Here is a 17,041-nt window from a genome sequence, read left to right on the forward strand (position 1 = left end):
TGGGTTTCTTTAGTATTGCCTTTTTTAGATGCTGGTGGGTTTAAAATTTCCAATTCCTTAGATTTTTGGGCTTGACATATTACCGCAGGACTTTTTCCCCCAATTGGCTATTAAAAGGCTTTTAACAGCGTAGGTTAAACTACATTTATAACTAACAGTTTGCACTAAAATTTGTCATTCGTAAAGGATAATAAGAGAATTCTATTCTCGAATGACCTATTTTTTGAAAGCGCTTTGCAAATGCTCAATTATTATTGCTTGTTTTATTTTTTCTTACGTATTCCTTTAATTCCTCAATAACCTCCTTTTTTGTCTCTTCATTGTCCAAACCAACAAGACCATAGGTGAAGGAGGAAGGGCTCATTCGTTTTTTCCACTTTGGTTCTGCAAGCATGGAAATCATTTTCTCATTTAAGCTAAAATAAATTTCAAGGATGAGCTGTTTTTCATAAATAGGTAGATCTAACTCAGATGAAAATTTTATTCCATTCGGGCTTAAATCCAGGATCAGAGCAGATGCTTCATTGGCTGAACCATCTCTTCCATCCACTTTGACAATCTTGAAGGTTGCCTTGATTGGCTGCCCAAATATAAAACGAAATGCCTCATCTCTTCTATAATACATGCAATCACACCTTAGCAAAAAGGAAATAGTTAACAAAATCATAACTATATTTAACAAAATATTCAATCCTCAAGAAGATTTTTGTTCAAAATTTCACATATTTGGCAAGTTAATCAGAGTAATATTTTTGTATTTGACCTAAGAATCTGTTATCATTTTTTTGTACCCTGTATCTTGTTTGATACAGGGTTCAAAAGACTCTATTTTACACATGAATTGATAATTTTTGTTAAGAATAATGGAGGTAGGTACCCTTTTAATTGGGAAGCAAATGACAACAGGTTTTTATCACAGCAGATATTAATAATTGATAAGGGGTTTGATGTGTAATGGTTGAAAAACAATTTAAAATCATTGCTGAAACAGGGATTCATGCCCGTCCAGCAACATTATTAGTTCAAGCAGCAAGTAAATTCGAATCTGATATTCAACTTGAATATAAAGAGAAAAAAGTGAACTTAAAATCGATTATGGGTGTTATGGCCCTTGGGGTTGGACAAGGTGCGGAAATTAAGATCATCGCTGAAGGCGGAGATGAGCAAACGGCATTGTCTAGTCTTGAAGAATTGATGAAAAAAGAAGGGTTAGCAGAATAATGAGCTTCTTACATGGTATTGCGGCTTCAAGTGGTATTGCAATGGCCAAGGCGTATCGATTGGTTGAACCCGATTTATCCTTTGCCAAGATAACCATTGAAAATGCAGATTCTGAGGTTGAACGTTTTGAGGCAGCAGTTGCTAAGTCAAAAAGCGAATTGGAAGTCATTCGTGATCATGCGAGAGAAAAATTAGGAGCTGATAAGGCTGCTATATTTGAAGCTCATCTACTTGTTCTTAGTGATCCAGAGCTTCTAACACCTATCAAGGATAGAGTGAAATCTGACAAGGTAAATAGTGAATTTGCGCTAAAAGAAACGGCTGATATGTTCATTTCAATGTTTGAAGCAATGGATAATGAATATATGAGAGAAAGAGCGGCAGATATTCGTGACGTGACAAAGCGTGTCCTTTCTCATTTACTTGGAGTAAAATTGAACGATCCAAGCATGATTTCTGAGGAGGTTATCGTCGTTGCGGAGGATTTGACGCCTTCTGATACAGCGCAATTAAACCGCCAGTTTGTTAAGGGCTTCACAACTGATATTGGAGGAAGAACCTCCCATTCGGCGATTATGGCCCGCTCTCTTGAAATCCCTGCTGTAGTAGGAACGAAAACGGCTACAAAGGATATTGAAAACGGCGATTTCATTATTGTCGATGGATTGAAGGGGCAGGTACATATTAATCCGACCCAGGAGCTGCTTGAGCAGTATAAAAAGGAAAACGAAGCGTACGAAGCACAAAAGGCCGAGTGGGCGAAGCTTAAGAATGAAAAGTCTTATTCAGCGGACGGCCATCAAGTTGAATTAGTGGCCAATATTGGAACACCGAATGATCTTGCAGGTGTGAAGAGTAATGGCGGTGAAGGTGTTGGTTTGTACAGGACGGAATTCCTATACATGGGTAGGGACCAGCTTCCGACTGAGGAGGAGCAATTTGAATCCTATAAGGCCGTTTTAGAGGGACTTGAAGGTAAGCCAGTAGTGGTACGAACATTAGATATTGGTGGAGATAAGGAACTGCCATACTTGAGTTTGCCAAAGGAAATGAATCCATTCCTAGGCTACCGTGCGATTCGCCTCTGTCTTGAAAGACAGGACATCTTTAGAACACAGCTTAGGGCTCTATTACGTGCTAGCACGTATGGGAACTTGAAAATCATGTTTCCAATGATCGCAACCATTGCAGAATTTAGACAAGCAAAGGCGATCCTTGATGAGGAGAAAGAAAAGCTTCTAAAAGAAGGCGTTGCAATTTCTGAGACGATTGAAGTTGGAATAATGGTTGAAATTCCTTCTACTGCGGTGCTTGCTGATCAATTTGCGAAAGAGGTCGATTTCTTTAGCATTGGTACAAATGATTTGATTCAGTATACGCTAGCAGCAGACCGGATGAATGAAAGAGTTTCGTACCTGTACCAGCCTTATAATCCATCGATTTTACGATTAGTTAAAATGGTGATCGATGCTTCCCATAAGGAAGGAAAATGGACGGGCATGTGCGGCGAAATGGCTGGAGATGAGACCGCCATTCCGATTTTGCTCGGCCTTGGCCTTGACGAATTCTCGATGAGTGCGACTTCCATCCTTAAGGCTCGTTCATTGATTCGGAAGCTAAGTAGAGCTGATATGGAGAAAATGGCTGAGAAAGCCTTGCAAATGTCGACGACTGAAGAGGTTATCGAATTGGTGAAGGAAGCCACAAATACAAAGTAACAAAAGGATCAAGCCTCCGGGTTTGATCTTTTTTGTGATCTGTATTTAAAAGAAATGATAGAATGAATTTAGAATAACAGAAGGGGGCTCTACATGTTGACGAAGGAAAATACAGTAATTGGGTTTATTGGTACAGGAGTAATGGGGAAAAGCATGGCGACTAATCTAATGGATGCTGGATACCCTGTGGTGGTTTATTCTCGCACAAAGGAAAAGGCGCAGAGCTTACTTGATAAAGGGGCAAAATGGGCTGATTCTCCGAAAACAGTGGCGGAGGAAGCAAATGTGATCATCACCATTGTCGGCTATCCATCCGATGTTAAAGAAGTCTATTTGGGGGAAAATGGCTTAATTCCAAATGGAAGAGAGCATACATATTTGATTGATATGACGACCTCAACTCCTAGCCTAGCGAAAGAAATCTATGAAGCAGCAAAAGAAAAAGGAAAGCATGCATTAGACGCGCCAGTATCAGGTGGAGATATTGGGGCAAGGGAAGCAAAGCTCTCTATCATGGTTGGAGGGGACGAGGAGGACTTCACAAAGGTTCTGCCAATTTTTCAAGTGTTAGGGACAAATATTGTTTATCAGGGAAAGGCAGGAGCTGGGCAGCACACAAAAATGTGCAATCAAATCGTTATTGCTTCTAACATGATTGGTGTGAGCGAAGCGATGGCCTATGCAAAAAAATCTGGTTTAGATCCGGAAACTGTTCTAAAAAGTATTTCCTCTGGAGCAGCAGGAAGCTGGTCGTTATCAAACTTAGCTCCTAGAATGATTCAAGGTAATTTTGAACCAGGTTTTTATATTAAGCATTTCATTAAAGATATGACGATTGCCCTTGAAGAAGCAGAGCAGATGGGAATGGAAGCACCGGGCTTAGCATTGGCCCTCTCCCTCTATAAGCAGTTGGCCGAAAGAGGAGAAGAAAACAGCGGGACACAGGCCCTTTTTAAATACTGGGAAAATTAAACGGAGCACATATAGAAACGAGAGCATAATTAGGCTCTCGTTTCTTCTGCAAAAAATTTCTCTATTCGATCTAATGCTTCCTTCAAGGTATCCATGGAATAAGCATAGGACAAGCGGAAATAGCCTTCCCCATAGCTGGAAAAAGCGCTACCCGGTACCACCGCCACTCTGGCTTTTTCAACTAATGCTAGAGCAAAGTCAAAGGAATTAGGATAACGGTCAGGAAGCTTCACAAAGAAATAAAAGGCTCCATCTGGGTTGACAACTTTTAAACCTATTTTCGTAAGCCGTTCATAGACATAATCTCTTCGGGTCAGATACTCATTTTTCATAGTGAGTGCGTCATTTTTTCCATTTGTTAAGGCCTCTAGAGCAGCATACTGGGATATGGAGGTGGCACAAGAAACATTATACTGGTGCACTTTCAGAATATGCTGGGCCAAATAGGCTGGAGCGAAAATAAAACCGATTCTCCATCCTGTCATTGAGTGAGATTTTGAAAGCCCATTTATAACGATTGTCTTATCTTTAAGAATCGTACCAATTGAAAAATGCTCCGCATTATAGACAAGCTCACTATAAATTTCATCTGCTAGAATAAAAATGTCTTTGTCCTTGAGCAAGTTTGCAATGTCAGTGATTTCCTTCTTTGTTAAGCTTACCCCTGTAGGATTGGACGGATAGGGCAAGACGATACAACGTGTCTTATTTGTTATGTATTTTTCAATAATGTCAGCTGTCAAGCGGAATTGATTAGCGGTCGTGTTCGCGTGAACCGGCTTTGCCCCACATAAGCGAATAATAGGCTCATAGCCAGGATAGACAGGCCCTGGCAGAATGACCTCTGTACCCTCTTCCAAAATCGTTCGAAAAGTGATATCGATGGCTTCACTCGCTCCAACGGTTGTGATGATCTCCGTTTCTGCATCGTACTCAAGGTCATATTTCTCCTTCACAAATTGGGCCGCAGCTTCCCTAAGCTCGAAAATCCCCGCATTATGAGTATAAGAAGTGAAATTTTCATCGATGGCTTTTTTACCAGCGATTTTGACATGCTCTGGAGTTGGAAAATCTGGCTGGCCAATCGTCAAAGAAATTAAATCCTTTGTCCCTGCAACAAGATTGAAAAATTTTCGAATTCCTGATATCTCGATGTTTTTTACATTGTGATTAATTAGATGCTCCATCTTGTTCCCCTCCCGGAGTAGAACCATTGTAGTAAAGTGTATTCTATAATGATACATCGAATGGGAAGGGAAGCAAAATGGGAAATTTGATGAAACATGAGGAAAATGCTTGTAAAAGTTCAGAAAAAAAGTTACCTTGACGTAAAGGAGTGAAAAATAATGAAAAAAACTTTGCTTGTGCCATTTGATGGATCGGAATCCTCTAAACAAGCGGTTACTTTTGCATTATCTCTCGCAAAGGAAGAGGATCGCATGATTTTAATAAATGTACAAAAGCCTCAGTATGAGGGGCTTGAAATGTTTGGAAATGTTTCGAGAGAAAAGCTAGATTCCTACTATCTAGAAGAGGGAAAAAAGGTTTTAGATGCTGCCAAGGATTGTTTGAAAGACGCTCAAATTGAATTGGAGGAGATTGTGAGAATCGGGTTACCTGCTATTGAAATTACAAAGGTGGCCAAGGATTTTTCTGTCCATTCAATATACATGGGCTCAAAAGGAATGAGTCCAGTTGTGAATAATGCACTTGGAAGTGTTACATACAGCGTGATCCATTTGGCGACATGTCCTGTGACGATTGTTCCATATAATTAAAAGAGATTTTTTGCCGAAATGTTAAAAATTTGCCATCAGGAAGATGGTTGATTCATGGTATATTTATTTCAAAGCGTTTTTAATGTACAGTGTTGATATTAGCCTTATACGTGTACGTGAACGGGTTTTATTCGGTACGAATAACGTAGAGAACGTACACGTATAAGGCGATAAGTAGATCAATAAAAGTGATTTATGATCAGGAAGGACGAAGCGGGAATGGAGTCTAGTAAAGGGATTTTATTAGAAAGTGGAACAAATGAATTAGAGATTGTGGAATTTAGCATTGGAAACAATAAGTTTGGAATTAATGTTATTAAGGTGAAGGAAATCATTAATCCTGTACCGATCACACAAATTCCACATGCCCATCCTAATGTGGAGGGAATTATTGAGCTTCGGGGTGAAGTTCTGCCGGTTGTGGACGTTGCTGCGGCCCTTGGTTTTACGAAATCAGATAATCCAGCTCAAGACAAATTTATTGTTGCTGAATTTAACAAACAAAAGGTTGTCTTTCATGTTCAAACGGTTACACAAATTCATCGTATTTCTTGGAATGAGATTGAAAAGCCGTCTGAAATGTATCAAGGTGCAGACAGTCAGGTAATCGGAGTTATCAAGCTGCATGGAGAAATGATTCTGCTCCTAGACTTTGAAAAAATTGTCGTCGAAATTAATCCCGAATCAGGCATTAATATTCAACAGGTCAAGAAGCTAGGGGAGCGTGGACGCTCGACAAAGAGATTAGTAGTGGCAGAAGATTCTCCACTTCTAAGGAAGCTACTTCATGATACATTGGCTGAAGCAGGCTTTCATCAGGTGGAATTCTTTGAAAATGGTCGGGATGCTTTGAATTATCTCGAGAATTTGGCCAATTCAGGCAAGGATGTTACTGAAATGGTTCAGCTCGTGATCACCGACATTGAAATGCCGCAAATGGATGGCCATCATTTAACAAAGCGAATTAAGGAGCATAAGGAGCTTACAAAGCTTCCTGTTATTATCTTCTCCTCGTTAATTACGGATGACCTAAGACATAAGGGGCAAATGGTAGGGGCCAATGCCCAGGTGAGTAAGCCAGAAATTGCTGAATTAGTCTTGCTTATAGATGAATATGCACTATAAAGAACAAAAGAAGCTGATAGAATTCAGCTTCTTTTGCTTTTTTATCAATAATAATTTTCCCCGAGCCTTTTAAAAACGGGTTTCTCGTATCGCCTTTTTTTCGGAGGATTCATCTCTTCTTCTTTTAAACCTGTATAAGAAGTTAGTAATTTCTTCGCTTCACTCAAGGAAAGATAGGCTTTTGGATTTCTAACATTTTCTTGCAGTTTGCCTAAATGAGGTAATTGGGTAAAGTCGCTTTTTGATGGTGGCAAATGAAAAGAATATTTTCCGCATACCACTAATACATCCGATTGCTGTTGACTTAATTTGGGGTTGTTTGAAAAATGAAGTCCTACTTTTTTTGCTTTCCCTTCTCTTAATAATTTTTGTAAGGCATCATGCTTTAATCTATAGAGAAATTTTGGATTAGGAGCCGTTTTTGCATGACGATTTACAATGAAGATTGCTTGTGAGAGGTTATCAATGGTTAGGTTAAGTGGGGGAGATTGCCTCTTATCTCGATTCAACGTTTTAACTCCTTTCAATTCATGGATACATTCCTATTATACCCTCTTCTCAACAGAAAAGGAAAGAGGAGAAGGGATAAGATTATTCGGATCTATGTTGGGATATAAGATTTGAAGGAATACTAGGTTTTTTGCAGTTTCGAAAATAATCATGTTATAATGCTATTACAATTATTGATATATTTCGAAAATAGAAAGGGAATCGCGGAAAAGTTGTCGAATAAAGGGGATATTGAACGACCTTTTTAAGTGGAATGAGGTTGATAAGATGAAACAGCTAGAGATAAAAAAAGATAAACATACAACAGTCAATAGAACTGTCGAGAAGATCATTTATAATTTGATTTTTAATTACGTTAAGCATATGGTTTATGTCATGCTGGTGGAGAAGGGCCCCCACTTCCGCTATTTATTTGTCAATGAAATGGGATTGCAGTATGCGGGCCTAACTGAACAAGCAATAGGAAAGAGAATGGAAGATGTCCTTCCGTTTGAGAGGGTTCTAGAAATAAGAAAACAGTATGAACGCGTACTTAAAACTCAAAATCCTGTAACCTATTCCGATCAAATTATGTTTCCTGATGGTAAGATGGGCTATACAGAATCTCTATTAACTCCCATAAGGGATGAGAGCAATGAAATAAAGTACATTGTTGCGGTGACAAGGGATGTTACGGAGCTCGTAATGGAAAAAAATCTCCTTATCCAGGCAGAACAGAAGTATCGCTCCATTGTAGACCATAATTTAGATGGTGTGTTTACTCTTTCATTAGAAGGGAAGATCCTTGAAGTGAATCCAGCAGGTCAGAAGCTTTCCGGTTATTCAGAGAAGCAGATGACAGGCCGCTCATTTTTTGATTTAATACCGGATGACGATGTGGAAGACTTTAAAGAGTTATTTCATAAGACCCTACAAGGTATTTCGCTAGAATCTCTTGACTGCCGGTTCACCCATTCGAAGGGCTATAATTTCACCATTCATTTGAAAACTGTACCGATTTTCATTGACTTAGAGATAACAGGTGTTTACGTCATAGCAAGAGATATTTCGGAGCAAGCTGACAATGCTGAAACGATCAAATATATGGCCTTTCATGATCACCTTACAGGTCTATTTAATCGCCGTGCATTGCTGGATGATTTAGAAGAATCGATCCAAAGGCTTAAAAATTCGGGAACCTTTGCGTTATTGTCCATTGATCTTGATCGCTTCAAATATTTAAACGACACATTAGGCCATCGGGCTGGTGACCAAATATTAATTCAGGTTGCTGATCGTTTGAGCGAATTCAGCAAGAACAATATTAAGGTGTATCGCCAAGGTGGAGATGAATTTAGTATTCTTTTCGAAGGAAGCCGACATGGTGCTGCACAGCTTGCACAGAAAATATTATCTATTTTTGCAAAATCCTTTTACCTGGACTATCAGGAGTATTTCCTATCGCCTAGCATAGGCATAAGCATGTTTCCCCATGACGGGAAGAATGCTGAAAATATTATTAAGAATGCGGATGAAGCTTTATTTCGCGTGAAGGAAAGAGGAAAGGCGCACTACCAGTTTTATCGTACAGAAATGAATGCCGCAGTTTCCCAAATTCTTTCACTAGAGACTCATTTGCGCAAGGCGCTGGCACGGGATGAGTTCATTCTTTATTATCAGCCCCAGGTAGACTTACAGACGGGGAATATCAATAGCTTTGAGGCGTTGATTAGGTGGAATAGCAAGGACCTTGGGATGGTGTCTCCTGGAGATTTTATTCCCCTTGCCGAGGATACAGGTTTGATTGTTCCGATTGGAAACTGGGTCATAGATACAGCCTGTAAGCAGATTAAAGAATGGTCTAAATTTGGAAACAATGGGGTAAAGATCGCCATTAACATTTCTCCTAAGCAGTTTTTACAGCCAAAATTAGTGGAAACCATTAAAGAGGCGATCAAAAAATACAAAATAAACCCTTCGCTGCTTCAAATTGAAATTACTGAAGGGGCTATGCAGGATACGAAAGAAACATCTCCAATCCTGAAAAGCTTGAAGGAATTGGGAATAACCATTTCTATTGATGATTTTGGGACAGGTTACTCATCTTTAAATTACATAAAGCAATTTCCAATTGATGTTCTCAAAATTGATCAGTCCTTTGTCCGGGATGTGATGAATAGTGACAAAGATGCTGCGATCACGACGACGATTATTCACTTAGGTAATAGTCTCGGCTTTGAGGTGGTAGCTGAAGGGATTGAAGAGAAGGAGCAGGTCAATTTTCTTAAGGCTGCAAATTGCCAAAAGGGCCAGGGGTTTTTATTTTCGAGACCGATTCCTGCTCAAGATGTTGAACGATTGATCTTTAACAATAAGGTAAGGCTTGTCTTAGAATAAATTGCTGCATAGGTTCAATGCGCATAACAATCCTAGCAAACAAACTTTCTAAAATAGGAAAAAGCAGCTATTCGGCTGCTTTTTCTTGTTTTAACGTAAAAACGGTTAGTTCAGGTACTGAAAGAAATCGGAACGGTAAGCGGGTAGTGCCTAATCCACGATTCACATACAGTGTTAGCGGATTCGTACTCCCGATTCTATAGAATCCCTCAAAATATTTTTCGGCAAAGGGGGGCTTAACAAGCGCTCCAATAAAAGGAAGTTGGATTTGTCCACCATGGCTATGCCCGCTTAATTGTACTTGTATATTAAAGTTCGTTGCGTAATCTGCTAAGTCTGGAGCGTGCGAAAGGAGAATTTTATAGGCATCGTCAGGGACTTCCGAAATAGCTGCTTGGAGATCAGGCCTTCCGAGCATGGCATCATCAATACCGATGACATATATATGTTCTTTTTCGTTCATTTGAATGCGAGTTGATTCGTTTAAGAGAAGGGTAAATCCAGCTTTCTCAATTATATCTCGGTAGAGGTCTGTTCCATATCCGCCATGGTCGTGATTGCCATACACAGCAAACTTGCCAAAAGGGGCATGCAATTTTTTTAGGATCGAAATGGTCTGATCGATTTCACGGTACTGGTTGGGTGCATCAAGCAAATCACCTGTAAAAAAAAGAATATCAGGCTGTATTGAGTTGATTTTTTCTACTAATTTAGCTAACTGCTCTAACGTATATTGAAAACCTAAATGGGTATCACTAAATTGAACGATCTTGAATTCGTCAAAGCTGGATGGAATATTAGAGTGCACGAGCTTATGATTATTGATTTTTAATAGAATCGGTTCAATTTTTCCTGCATAAACATATCCTCCAGTTGACACACCTAATGTTGTCAAAATCGTTCCCATAAATCTTTTTAGGAACGATCTTCTTGAAACCTTTTTTGGCATTGCCTCTCCCAACCTATCTTCTATTTATTTTCCCATTTACCTTCTTAATACTAACAAAGATCGTCGTGAAAAAGAAGGTGGAACTCGATATCAATTTCGTTAATTTTTGTATGAAGATTCTAACAATTATGCTACAATCATAAATGAATGGTCATTCATTTATAAAGGGGGAACACGTTATGAAGGACAAAGTTGTCATTGTGACAGGCGGCTCTAGTGGGATGGGGAAGCATATGGCCAAGCGATTTGCTAAAGCAGGAGCAAAAGTGGTCATTACAGGAAGAGATAAAGAAAGACTGGAAGAAGCAAAAAAAGAGATCGAGGTTTCACCGGATTCTGTTCTCACGATACAAATGGATGTTAGAGAAATTGATCATGTGAAGCATATGGTCGCAGAAACCGATAAGGCATATGGTAGAATCGACTTTCTCGTTAACAATGCTGCAGGCAACTTCATTTGCCCTGCCGAAGAGCTTTCTGTTAATGGCTGGAATTCCGTTATCAATATCGTCTTAAATGGTACATTCTACTGCAGCAGTGAGGTAGGAAAGTATTGGATTGAGAAGGGCATAAAGGGGAGCATCACGAATATGGTCGCTACATATGCATGGGATGCGGGTCCGGGTGTGGTCCATTCCGCCGCTGCAAAGGCCGGAGTTTTATCATTAACAAGAACCTTGGCAGTTGAGTGGGGAAGGAAATATGGGATTCGAGTAAATGCCATTGCTCCTGGTCCAATTGAAAGAACAGGTGGTGCGGGGAAACTTTGGGAATCTGAAGAAGCGGCAAAGAGAACAATAGCTAGTGTTCCCCTTGGACGCCTTGGAACACCTGAAGAAATTGCTGAGCTCAGCTATTTTCTTTTCTCTGATCATGCTGCCTATATAAATGGAGAATGCATTACCATGGACGGCGGTGCATGGCTGAACCAATATCCATTTTAAAAAGCTGTGTTAATTTTAGCCTTATACGCCTACGTGAACGGGTTTTATTCGGTACGAATAACGTAGAGAATGTAGACGTATGAGGCGGTATACTAATCAAAAAACCTACTATAACAGAGTCTCTAAAAAAAGAGGTAGGTTGTAAATCACATTGCCTTTGCGAAAATATTAAAGAGGCCTCGTACTCAGGCCTCTATGATTCTATATTTAATATTTCTTTCAATCTTTCTATTTCAAACCCGGTAACAACCTGTTCGTTATTAATAACAAATGTGGGCGTGGAGTAAGAATTGTATTGGTGAATGAGTTCATCACGTGCCTTCTGATCTCGTTTTATATTCTTTAGTTCAAAGGAAAACCCGTATTCTGTTAGGAAACGTTTGGCGATTTCACAAGGTGGACAATCGGGCTGGGTATAAATAATAATTTGCGTCAAGATTTCTTCCTCCTGTTGTTTTTTCAAGCTATTTTTGTTTGTGAAGATAATCAATGAGTCCCATGGAGCAAACCTCTAGATCAAGCCGTAATACTTCAAAAACATCATGGTTTTCTGGTACTCCCTGTTCACGAAGGTTTGCATATATTTTCTGCAACAGTTCCTCTCCTGTAAGCTGCATTTGCTGTTCAGGTGTCTGACCAGCTGCATAGCCATTTCTGGCAGCCTGGACAAATTCCCCGATCCAATAGGATACCTGTTTATATACTTCTGATGGATGATTTGAAACTCCATAATGTCCAAAAAAGATATAACTTAGGTTGAGACTTTTATATAATTCGATGGACTGAAGCATTTTACCAGGATCAAATTGATTCGGTGAGGTGGATGGGAGATAGAATTCGATGTCTTCTGGAATTAGCGTAGCATATCGAATCCCGACCGTATCCCCCGTAAACATCCCATTGACCTTCGGATGATAAATACTGAAATGATGGTTTGCATGCCCTGGGGTATCATAGAATGTTAAGGTGCAATCCGCGCTAATGGTTAACTCATCCTGATCATTCATGGCTATGAGCCGTTCAGCAGGAATCGGGAGAATCGGATCAAATAAGGAATCAAATTTTTCACCATAGACAGCCCTTGCTCCTGCAATCAATCTTGAAGGATCCGATAGATGTCTGAAGCCTTTGGGGTGAACGATGATTTTAGCATTTGGACACTGCTGTAATAATAGACCTGCTCCACCCGCATGGTCAAGGTGAATATGTGTGACGATTATGTATTTTAAATCCTCAAGGGTATATCCCAATTCCTTCAAACCATCAATAATAAATGGAACAGAGGGGCTTGCACTCGTTTCGATAAGCGTCAATTCAGCTTCTGTAAGGACATAGGCACCTGTTCTCTCTTTCATACCTAAATCAAAACCATCAATCAAGTAGATGTTTTCCATGAGCTTTTCTACGTTTTTCAAAAAAAAACCTCCTTTTTTACAGCTTTTTCTTGTAAAAATCTTATGTCTTATTTTATTCTGTTAATATTGACATGTAAAGGTTTCGGCTTGAATATTCAGAAATTAATCCATGTGGATAGAAACATGTCAAAAGAGAAACCTAAGTGTATAGTGTTCGTATACTTGGTTTTGTTTGGAAAGGAGAGGGAACATGTCACAACTTCAAGGAATTATCACTCGTTTAAAAAGCCTTCAAGAGCAAGGAAGCGGAGGAGAGTCAGCTCAGCGCTTTTTTGAAGTGAATGGTGAAAGAAAGTGCCAGGTTACATACCACCCTAAGACAGAAACTTTTGAGTTAGAGGTATATAACGACAAAGATAAGCCCAAGCGTTATCAATTTGATAATATTGACATGATTACGATTGAGATTTTTGATTTGATTCAATAACGATTTTTTTGCGACGAAGGAGACCAAGCATGGTCTCCTTAAAAAATGTGCTCCAAGTCAAAGCAAGTCGAAGATACCGTTTTTCACCATTTCTGAATTCGAGGGGATTTATTAAAAGCATCCCATAAGAAACTGTGATAAAATATAGTTGAATGAAAACATATATGGGGAGATTTCGACTATGATAAGTCTTCACAGTGGAGAGTTTTTGGAACTGAATATTAAGGAATTAATGATCCCTTCAGAACGAGTTGCACATGTACAGATAAAGAATAGTTTAGAACATGCCTTATTGGTTTTAACCCGTAGTGGTTATACGGCGATACCAGTACTGGATCCAGGGTACAGATTGCATGGTCTTATCAGTACCCCTTTAATTATGGACGCCATTCTTGGAATCGAAAGAATTGAGTTCGAAAAATTAGAGGAACAGCCAGTTGAAAAAGTCATGAATCAAGAAATTCCTAGAATTCAAATAGATGCGGACTTTAAAACATGCCTAAATCTTTTAATCGATCATCCTTTTCTTTGCGTTGAAAATGCGGAAGGTTTTTTTGAAGGAATTTTAACAAGAAGATCTGTTCTTGTACAAATGAAAAACTGGCTCCCAAGTAAAGATTGATGAAAGCCTCCTACAATTTAGGAGGCTCAATTTTTCGATTAAATTAACTTAAGGAGAAGGTGGTTCGTTGTCATCTTTATCTACCTTTCATCTTTTGTCCGTTTTAGCATCTGAAATGAATATGCGCAAAGCGGCGGAAAGATTATTTGTTTCGCAGCCTGCTCTGAGTCAACGCCTTCAATCGATTGAAGCGGAATGGGGTACGAAGCTCTTCATCCGTTCGCAAAAGGGGTTAACCCTTACTCCTGCCGGGGAGATCGTTGTTAAGTTTGTGAATGAGGTACTTGACAAGGAAGAGAAGGTTAAAGAAGCCATTAGTGCAATGAATTCAGAGGTCTATGGGACGTTGAAAATCGCTGTAGCCTCGATCGTAGGTCAAAATTGGCTTCCGAAGGTACTGAAGAAATTTGTTGAACGTTATCCTCATGCCAAGATCTCATTGGTCACTGGTTGGAGCAGTGAGATTTTGCGGTCACTTTATGAGGATCATGTTCATATTGGAATCATCCGTGGAACCCCGGATTGGAAGGGGGTAAAAATTCACTTGTTCGAAGACCATCTTTTTATGGTGGATAAAGAAATAACTTCGCCAGAACAGGTGCTTGAAACGGATCGACCCTTTATTCAATTTAAAAGTGATTCCAATTATTATCAGGAAATTCAAGACTGGTGGCATCGGCAGTTTAAGGCGTTGCCTAAGAGAACCATTGTCGTTGATCAAATCGAAACCTGCAAACAAATGGCCTTCAATGGTATAGGCTACGCGATTCTACCGGCTATAACCCTCAATGGTGGGGAACAGGATATTTTCAAAATTCCCTTGCTTGATGAAAACGATGAGCCGCTGAAGAGAGATACCTGGTTACTGGGCTATGAGTCGGCTTTTCAGCTTAAGCATGTCCAAGCTTTTGTAAGCTTAATTAAGGAGCATATTAAGGGAGAAAGAAAATAGTTATTGCTTTTTACTCCCTTTTTGAAAAAGAAGATCTCAGAATGTACATAATAACAGCATCCAAGCTTTTTAGGGGGTATTATAAGTAAGATGATGGACGCAAACGAAATTATCTCGTTTATTGCCAATAGTAAAAAATCTACACCAGTAAAGGTATACGTAAAAGGAGATTTGGAAGGCATTCAATTTGGTGAGAATTCCAAAGCATTCGTTACAGGTAATTCGGGAGTTGTTTTCGGAGAGTGGAGTGAGATTCGTGCTGCACTAGAGGCTAATCGGACGAAAATTGAGGATTATGTAGTAGAAAATGATCGCCGCAACTCTGCGATTCCTCTTCTCGATCTGAAGAACATCAAGGGTAGAATTGAGCCAGGAGCGATTATTCGCGATCAGGTTGAAATTGGAGAAAATGCGGTTGTGATGATGGGCGCATCCATCAACATTGGTGCAGTCATTGGAGAAGGAACGATGATTGATATGAATGCGGTTCTCGGTGGAAGAGCAACTGTCGGAAAGAATTGTCATATTGGAGCTGGTGCTGTGCTAGCTGGGGTCATTGAACCGCCTTCTGCAAAGCCAGTGGTGATTGAAGATGATGTACTTATTGGGGCGAATGCCGTTGTTTTAGAGGGCGTGACTATTGGGAAAGGTGCACGTGTAGCAGCAGGAGCCATTGTTATTGAGGATGTACCGGCCAACACAGTGGTTGCAGGTGTACCGGCTCGAGTCATTAAAGAGATTGATGACAAGACATTATCGAAAACGGAAATTATCCAGGCATTGCGAAATTTATAATGTTGATAAAAAGCGTGGATGCTAATCCACGCTTTTTCACTAACTGGAGGGCTTTCATATGAACTTTGTACAAATCCGAAGAGATTTGCATCGGATTCCTGAGCTCGGCTTTCAGGAATTTAAAACACAGGAATACTTATTGAGCTATTTGCAATCCCTCCCTCAGGAGCGTTTGCAGATAAAAACATGGAAAACCGGGATATTTGCAAGAATTATCGGAAAAAACCCAAGAAAAACAATTGGCTATCGCACGGATATGGACGGCCTTCCCATTGTTGAGGGGACAAACCTGCCATTTTCATCAGAGCATCCAGAGCAAATGCATGCTTGTGGACATGACGTTCACATGAGCATTGCCTTAGGAGTGCTTACTCATTTCGTTTTTCATCCAGTGGACGATCATCTGCTTTTTCTTTTTCAGCCGGCAGAGGAAGGACCAGGTGGGGCGGAACCGATGCTACAAACCGACATTATGCGGGAATGGAAGCCTGACATGATCCTTGCTCTCCATATCGCTCCTGAATATCCAGTGGGCTCAATTGCTATTAAAGAAGGGCTATTGTTTGCCAACACCTCAGAGCTGTTTATCGACCTCAAGGGCAAGGGAGGACATGCTGCCTACCCTCATTTGACCAATGATATGGTTGTAGCCGCCTGCTCTCTTGTTATCCAGCTACAAACGATTGTGGCAAGGAATGTGAATCCTTTAGATAGTGCGGTCGTAACAATTGGGAAGATTAATGGGGGAACTGTGCAGAATATCATCGCAGAAACTGCGAGAATTGAAGGCACCATTCGTACTTTATCCGTTGAGTCTATGAATGAAGTGAAGAAAAGAGTAGAGGCACTTGTGAAAGGAATTGAAATTGGTTTTGAGTGTGAGGCGAGAATTGATTTTGGGAGTATGTATCGACAGGTCTTCAATGAAGCTGCTCTAACTCGGGAATTCATGGAATATGTTCGTAGCCACACAGATATGAATGTCATCGAATGTGAAAAGGCAATGACAGGTGAGGATTTCGGATACATGCTTGAGGAAATTCCAGGCTTTATGTTCTGGCTCGGGGTAGATTCTAAGTTCGGGCTTCATCATGCAAAGCTTTGCCCAAATGAGGGGGCAATAGATAAAGCGATTTCGTTTATTTCAAAGTATATTGAATTTAAAGGGAACCAAAGTTAAGGTGGATTTTTTTTGTACGAATAGACATTTAAACAATGAAATATGTCTATTTTTTGA

Annotated in this window: 18 protein-coding genes; 12 read left to right on the forward strand and 6 right to left on the reverse strand. The window is 39.9% G+C overall.

All coding sequences use genetic code 11. From position 1 onward, the window contains the following. Nucleotides 1–244: 244 nt before the first annotated feature. Nucleotides 245–625, reverse strand: a complete 381-nt coding sequence (locus tag J2S07_RS10505; protein WP_307150352.1) for a hypothetical protein — start codon at nt 623–625, stop codon at nt 245–247. 329 nt (nt 626–954) lie between these two features. On the opposite strand from J2S07_RS10505, the gene J2S07_RS10510 reads away from it, so the two are divergent. The 3 genes from J2S07_RS10510 (at nt 955) to J2S07_RS10520 (ending at nt 3,911) form a co-directional block, all read left to right on the forward strand. Next, nucleotides 955–1,221: a phosphocarrier protein HPr gene (locus J2S07_RS10510; protein WP_307150353.1), complete on the forward strand. Its 267-nt coding sequence runs from the start codon at nt 955–957 to the stop codon at nt 1,219–1,221. After that, the gene (ptsP, locus tag J2S07_RS10515) at nt 1,221–2,939 is read left to right on the forward strand and encodes a phosphoenolpyruvate--protein phosphotransferase (protein WP_307150354.1); all 1,719 of its coding nucleotides are present in this window, start codon (nt 1,221–1,223) and stop codon (nt 2,937–2,939) included. The genes J2S07_RS10510 and ptsP overlap by 1 nt, the downstream gene beginning before the upstream one ends. 93 nt (nt 2,940–3,032) lie before the next feature. Beyond that, complete coding sequence (locus J2S07_RS10520) at nt 3,033–3,911, forward strand: NAD(P)-dependent oxidoreductase (protein WP_307150355.1); 879 nt, start codon at nt 3,033–3,035, stop codon at nt 3,909–3,911. 29 nt (nt 3,912–3,940) lie between these two features. Here J2S07_RS10520 and J2S07_RS10525 read toward each other — a convergent pair whose 3' ends face one another. Next, a complete protein-coding gene (locus J2S07_RS10525; RefSeq protein WP_307150356.1) occupies nt 3,941–5,098 on the reverse strand; it encodes an aminotransferase A in 1,158 nt (385 codons plus the stop codon). Between the two features lie 159 nt (nt 5,099–5,257). Between J2S07_RS10525 and J2S07_RS10530 the strand changes: the two genes are divergently transcribed. After that, the gene (locus J2S07_RS10530; RefSeq protein WP_307150357.1) at nt 5,258–5,689 is read left to right on the forward strand and encodes a universal stress protein; all 432 of its coding nucleotides are present in this window, start codon (nt 5,258–5,260) and stop codon (nt 5,687–5,689) included. Between the two features lie 219 nt (nt 5,690–5,908). Then, nucleotides 5,909–6,814: a chemotaxis protein gene (locus J2S07_RS10535; protein ID WP_307150358.1), complete on the forward strand. Its 906-nt coding sequence runs from the start codon at nt 5,909–5,911 to the stop codon at nt 6,812–6,814. A 44-nt stretch (nt 6,815–6,858) separates the two neighbouring features. Here J2S07_RS10535 and J2S07_RS10540 read toward each other — a convergent pair whose 3' ends face one another. Next, the gene (locus J2S07_RS10540; protein WP_307150359.1) at nt 6,859–7,323 is read right to left on the reverse strand and encodes a YkyB family protein; all 465 of its coding nucleotides are present in this window, start codon (nt 7,321–7,323) and stop codon (nt 6,859–6,861) included. Between the two features lie 268 nt (nt 7,324–7,591). On the opposite strand from J2S07_RS10540, the gene J2S07_RS10545 reads away from it, so the two are divergent. Further along, the gene (locus J2S07_RS10545) at nt 7,592–9,700 is read left to right on the forward strand and encodes a sensor domain-containing protein (protein ID WP_307150360.1); all 2,109 of its coding nucleotides are present in this window, start codon (nt 7,592–7,594) and stop codon (nt 9,698–9,700) included. Nucleotides 9,701–9,767: 67 nt separating this feature from the next. On the opposite strand, the gene J2S07_RS10550 is transcribed toward J2S07_RS10545, so the two are convergent. Next, nucleotides 9,768–10,649, reverse strand: coding sequence for a metallophosphoesterase (locus J2S07_RS10550; RefSeq protein ID WP_307150361.1), 882 nt, complete (start codon nt 10,647–10,649; stop codon nt 9,768–9,770). Between the two features lie 179 nt (nt 10,650–10,828). On the opposite strand from J2S07_RS10550, the gene fadH reads away from it, so the two are divergent. Further along, on the forward strand, nt 10,829–11,593 hold the full coding sequence (gene fadH / locus J2S07_RS10555; protein ID WP_307150362.1) for a 2,4-dienoyl-CoA reductase: 765 nt from the start codon (nt 10,829–10,831) through the stop codon (nt 11,591–11,593). A 193-nt stretch (nt 11,594–11,786) separates the two neighbouring features. On the opposite strand, the gene J2S07_RS10560 is transcribed toward fadH, so the two are convergent. After that, nucleotides 11,787–12,029, reverse strand: a complete 243-nt coding sequence (locus J2S07_RS10560) for a glutaredoxin family protein (protein ID WP_307150363.1) — start codon at nt 12,027–12,029, stop codon at nt 11,787–11,789. 28 nt (nt 12,030–12,057) lie between these two features. Continuing rightward, the gene (locus tag J2S07_RS10565) at nt 12,058–13,008 is read right to left on the reverse strand and encodes an MBL fold metallo-hydrolase (RefSeq protein ID WP_307150364.1); all 951 of its coding nucleotides are present in this window, start codon (nt 13,006–13,008) and stop codon (nt 12,058–12,060) included. 190 nt (nt 13,009–13,198) lie between these two features. Between J2S07_RS10565 and J2S07_RS10570 the strand changes: the two genes are divergently transcribed. The 5 genes from J2S07_RS10570 (at nt 13,199) to J2S07_RS10590 (ending at nt 16,984) form a co-directional block, all read left to right on the forward strand. Then, the gene (locus J2S07_RS10570; protein ID WP_307150365.1) at nt 13,199–13,435 is read left to right on the forward strand and encodes a YkuJ family protein; all 237 of its coding nucleotides are present in this window, start codon (nt 13,199–13,201) and stop codon (nt 13,433–13,435) included. 181 nt (nt 13,436–13,616) lie between these two features. After that, nucleotides 13,617–14,057, forward strand: coding sequence for a cyclic-di-AMP-binding protein CbpB (gene cbpB / locus J2S07_RS10575; protein ID WP_307150366.1), 441 nt, complete (start codon nt 13,617–13,619; stop codon nt 14,055–14,057). A gap of 67 nt (nt 14,058–14,124) precedes the next feature. Beyond that, the gene (gene ccpC, locus J2S07_RS10580; RefSeq protein ID WP_307150367.1) at nt 14,125–15,009 is read left to right on the forward strand and encodes a transcriptional regulator CcpC; all 885 of its coding nucleotides are present in this window, start codon (nt 14,125–14,127) and stop codon (nt 15,007–15,009) included. Between the two features lie 90 nt (nt 15,010–15,099). Further along, entirely contained in the window at nt 15,100–15,804 is a 705-nt protein-coding gene (dapD, locus tag J2S07_RS10585) for a 2,3,4,5-tetrahydropyridine-2,6-dicarboxylate N-acetyltransferase (RefSeq protein WP_307150368.1), read from the forward strand. Between the two features lie 58 nt (nt 15,805–15,862). Further along, nucleotides 15,863–16,984 carry an N-acetyldiaminopimelate deacetylase gene (locus tag J2S07_RS10590; protein ID WP_307150369.1) on the forward strand — a complete coding sequence of 374 codons (1,122 nt, stop codon included), beginning with the start codon at nt 15,863–15,865 and terminating at the stop codon, nt 16,982–16,984. Nucleotides 16,985–17,041: the final 57 nt, after the last annotated feature.

The organism is Anoxybacillus andreesenii (genome assembly GCF_030813005.1).
Lineage (GTDB): Bacteria > Bacillota > Bacilli > Bacillales > Cytobacillaceae > Robertmurraya > Robertmurraya andreesenii.

What these genes read in the sequence shown, in the direction of transcription:
- J2S07_RS10505 (WP_307150352.1), bottom strand. Translation starts at nt 625, where the DNA reads ATGTATTATAGAAGAGATGAGGCATTTCGTTTTATATTTGGGCAGCCA.
- J2S07_RS10510 (WP_307150353.1), top strand. Translation starts at nt 955, where the DNA reads ATGGTTGAAAAACAATTTAAAATCATTGCTGAAACAGGGATTCATGCC.
- ptsP (WP_307150354.1), top strand. Translation starts at nt 1,221, where the DNA reads ATGAGCTTCTTACATGGTATTGCGGCTTCAAGTGGTATTGCAATGGCC.
- J2S07_RS10520 (WP_307150355.1), top strand. Translation starts at nt 3,033, where the DNA reads ATGTTGACGAAGGAAAATACAGTAATTGGGTTTATTGGTACAGGAGTA.
- J2S07_RS10525 (WP_307150356.1), bottom strand. Translation starts at nt 5,098, where the DNA reads ATGGAGCATCTAATTAATCACAATGTAAAAAACATCGAGATATCAGGA.
- J2S07_RS10530 (WP_307150357.1), top strand. Translation starts at nt 5,258, where the DNA reads ATGAAAAAAACTTTGCTTGTGCCATTTGATGGATCGGAATCCTCTAAA.
- J2S07_RS10535 (WP_307150358.1), top strand. Translation starts at nt 5,909, where the DNA reads ATGGAGTCTAGTAAAGGGATTTTATTAGAAAGTGGAACAAATGAATTA.
- J2S07_RS10545 (WP_307150360.1), top strand. Translation starts at nt 7,592, where the DNA reads ATGAAACAGCTAGAGATAAAAAAAGATAAACATACAACAGTCAATAGA.
- J2S07_RS10550 (WP_307150361.1), bottom strand. Translation starts at nt 10,649, where the DNA reads ATGCCAAAAAAGGTTTCAAGAAGATCGTTCCTAAAAAGATTTATGGGA.
- fadH (WP_307150362.1), top strand. Translation starts at nt 10,829, where the DNA reads ATGAAGGACAAAGTTGTCATTGTGACAGGCGGCTCTAGTGGGATGGGG.
- J2S07_RS10570 (WP_307150365.1), top strand. Translation starts at nt 13,199, where the DNA reads ATGTCACAACTTCAAGGAATTATCACTCGTTTAAAAAGCCTTCAAGAG.
- cbpB (WP_307150366.1), top strand. Translation starts at nt 13,617, where the DNA reads ATGATAAGTCTTCACAGTGGAGAGTTTTTGGAACTGAATATTAAGGAA.
- dapD (WP_307150368.1), top strand. Translation starts at nt 15,100, where the DNA reads ATGATGGACGCAAACGAAATTATCTCGTTTATTGCCAATAGTAAAAAA.
- J2S07_RS10590 (WP_307150369.1), top strand. Translation starts at nt 15,863, where the DNA reads ATGAACTTTGTACAAATCCGAAGAGATTTGCATCGGATTCCTGAGCTC.